The organism is Verrucosispora sp. SN26_14.1 (assembly GCF_004307965.1).
Classification (GTDB): domain Bacteria; phylum Actinomycetota; class Actinomycetes; order Mycobacteriales; family Micromonosporaceae; genus Micromonospora.
The window spans coordinates 1-2,985 of sequence record NZ_SISL01000602.1; the positions used below are offsets into that span (position 1 = coordinate 1).

1 protein-coding gene is annotated in these 2,985 nt (G+C 72.4%); it reads right to left on the minus strand.

The features are described 5' to 3' along the window. Window positions 1-48: 48 nt before the first annotated feature. The coding region (locus EYA84_RS29760) for a S8 family serine peptidase (protein WP_131057424.1) at window positions 49-2,985 on the minus strand (2,937 nt) is incomplete at its 5' end.

Sequence of the window (2,985 nt, forward strand, 5' to 3'; positions counted from 1 at the left end):
GTGCCGGACCCGGGAAGGTCCGGCACGGCAGCCGAGGTCAGCCCAGGGTCACCCGGTGCGCAGCCGGTACGCCCGGATGATCGTCTGATCGAGGCTGTTGCCCTCGCGATCGGTGACCGAGGTCCGCAGCGACACGTACCCGCCGGAGCGGGGGTGCTGGACCGTCGCGGTCCACTTCGTGCCCGCCGACGTCACCGTGGCCGGCTGCCAGGTCTCTCCGTCGTCGTAGGAGACCTGCACGGTGACCTTCTTCGGCGTCACCGCGACTCCCTCGTTGCCGAGCACGCGCAGCGGGATGTCGAGGCGCTTACCGGCCGGCGCGGCGGCGTCGCGGTCCAGCTTCGGATCGAACCGCACCACCATGACCGGCAGGCGTTCCCAGTCGTCCCCGGCCGGCCGCGCGGACCGGAACTGCCAGGTCAGAGCGACCTCGGTGGACAACTCGGTGAAGCTGCGCCGGGAGGAGGTCTCCAGTCGGTACGACGCCGCTTCCGGCGGCACCTCGAAGAAGCCGAAACCGGCGTCGAGCGCCCCGGTGTACTCCTCGACCAGCTCGTCGCCCCGGTACAACGCGGTGCGTCCGCTGTCCCCGTTGGAGACGCCAGCGTGCCCGGCCGCGTCGCCGTGCAGCGGGATGTCGATCCGCATGAAGTCCTCGATACGGCTCGCGCTGCTGAACGGGGTGTCGTTGCGTAGCAGGGTCGGCCCGATCGGTGCGGCGTTCCAGACGTCCCGGTAGCTGCGGCCGGCCCGGTATCGCTCCGACGCGCCGTAGAGGATCTTCCGGAACTCCTCGTCGAGTTCCCCGTCGCCGCTCTGCGCGACACTGACTGCGCCCGACCAGGCGGAGTCCGTGGTGCTGTGGTACTCGGTCCAGGCGTCGCCGACCGGCAACGACGCGCTCGCGGTCCAGCCGTACACCCCGTCGAACTCCGCCGACATGCTCCGCTCGATCATGTCGCCCAGGCGTTCACCGCGCAGTTCGTGCCGTACCGTGGCCAACTCCGCGCGCCGCACGTCCTTGCGGTAGCCGGTGGGCAACCGGCCGGGGAATCCCTCACCCAGGTGATAGATGTACGGGCTACCGGCGAAACCGCCGTCGCCGTCCGGCCTGGCCCACTGGTGTGCGACGAAGCCGCTGATGTGATCGTGGGTCGCCCGGTCTCCGAGTTGGGCCGTGTAGAGGCCGTCGAAGCCGCCGGCCCACACGTCGATCTTCGCCGGTGAGTTCTCGTACATGTCCACCAGCACCCCGGCCTGCACCAGCACCGGGCGGGCGGTGCGTTCCGGCACCGTCGCCGTGATCCGCTTGCCCTTCCGGGCGTCCAGCGTGACCGTCAGGTCCCGGTTCAGGTTGATCTCCGGGCGGCTCAGCACCGTGCTGCGCTCCCGCTCGCCGAACTCCTCGACGAGGCCGGTAACGGCGTAGCGGCCGGTGGGGATCCGGATGGTGGTGGGTCCGCCGGACGTGCCGTCGAGCGACTCGTACGCCGGACCGTCGATCCCGTTGACCAGCGTCCAGTACGTGTCGGCCGCCGCCCCCGTCGAGTCGAGGTGCCGGACGGTCAGGTCGTAGCTCTCCACCTCACGGTGCACCCCGACCGGGACGACGGTACGACGTTGACCGGCGGTCGCGACCAGGTGCCCGCTGTAGTAGCCGTCCACCCCGTCGACGCTGGTGTCGACCGTGGCGGCCACCTCGGCGGTGCCACCGGCCGGCACGGTGACCTGCGGCGCTGCGGTGCGGAACATGCCGGCGGGGGCGGCCTTGCCGTCCGGCCCGATGATCTGCCAGGTCAGGTCGAGGGTGAGCGGCTCGCTTCCGTCGTTGCGCAGGGTGACCGTCCGGGTGATCGGGTCGTCGTCGTGGTGCGGCCACCGGGTGCGGCCGTACGACACGCTCGGCGGATCGGCGGTCACCGCCTGCCCCACGGCACGCGCGACGTCGACCAGACCCGATCCCTGCTGGTAGGCGGTGTCACCCGGCCGGGGGTTGGCCGAGCCCATCAGGGTGGACTTGAGGCGCGTCGCGTCCCAGTCGGGGTGCTGCTGCGCGAGCAGCGCCGCCGCGCCCGCCACGTGCGGCGCGGCCATCGAGGTGCCGGACTCGGCGACGTAGTGCTCGCCGACCGGTATGCCCATCACGCCCTCGGCCGCCCGCGCGGCGACGATGCCGACGCCCGGCGCGGTGATGTCCGGTTTCACGGCGTCGTCACCGACCCGCGCGCCCCGGCTGGAGAAGTCCGCGAGACTTCCGTCCCGGTCGACCGCCCCGACGGTGAGCGCGGCGTCCGCGCTGCCCGGCGAGCCGACCGTACGGTCGCCCGGTCCGTCGTTGCCGGCGGAGACCACGAAGAGGGCGCCGGTCTGGGCGGTGAGCGTGTTCACCGCCTCCTCCATCGGGTCGATCTCCGGCCCGTCCCACCCGCCGAGGCTCATGTTGATGACCGTGGCCTGCTTGTCCACGGCCGCCCAGTGCATCCCCGCGAGGATCGCCGAGTCCTCGCACCAGTCGTCGCAGACCTTGGCGGAGACCAGGTCGGCGTCCGGCGCCACACCCCGGTACGTGCCGCCGGAGGCGGTGCCCCGGCCTGCGATGGTCGAGGCCACGTGCGTGCCGTGCCCGTACCGGTCGACCGGATCGGTGCCCGGCACGAAGGTGACCGCCTCGCTCACCGCGTCGGCCAGGTCGGGGTGGGTCAGGTCGACGCCACTGTCCAGGACCGCCACGGTCACTCCGGCTCCGGTGAAGTCCGCCTCGTACGCGGCGGGCGCGCCGATCTGCCGTACACCCCGGTCCACCGCCGGCCGGCGCTTCCCGTCTAGCCAGATCCGCTCGACGCCGGGAATGCGGTCGGCCGTCTCCGGTCCGCCCCCGGTCAGCGCCGTCCAGACGTCGGCCAGGTCGGTCTTGTCCGCGCTGACCGCGACGCCCTCGATCGCCGGTAGCGCCCGGCCCACCCGGACCTCGCCACCGGGCACCGG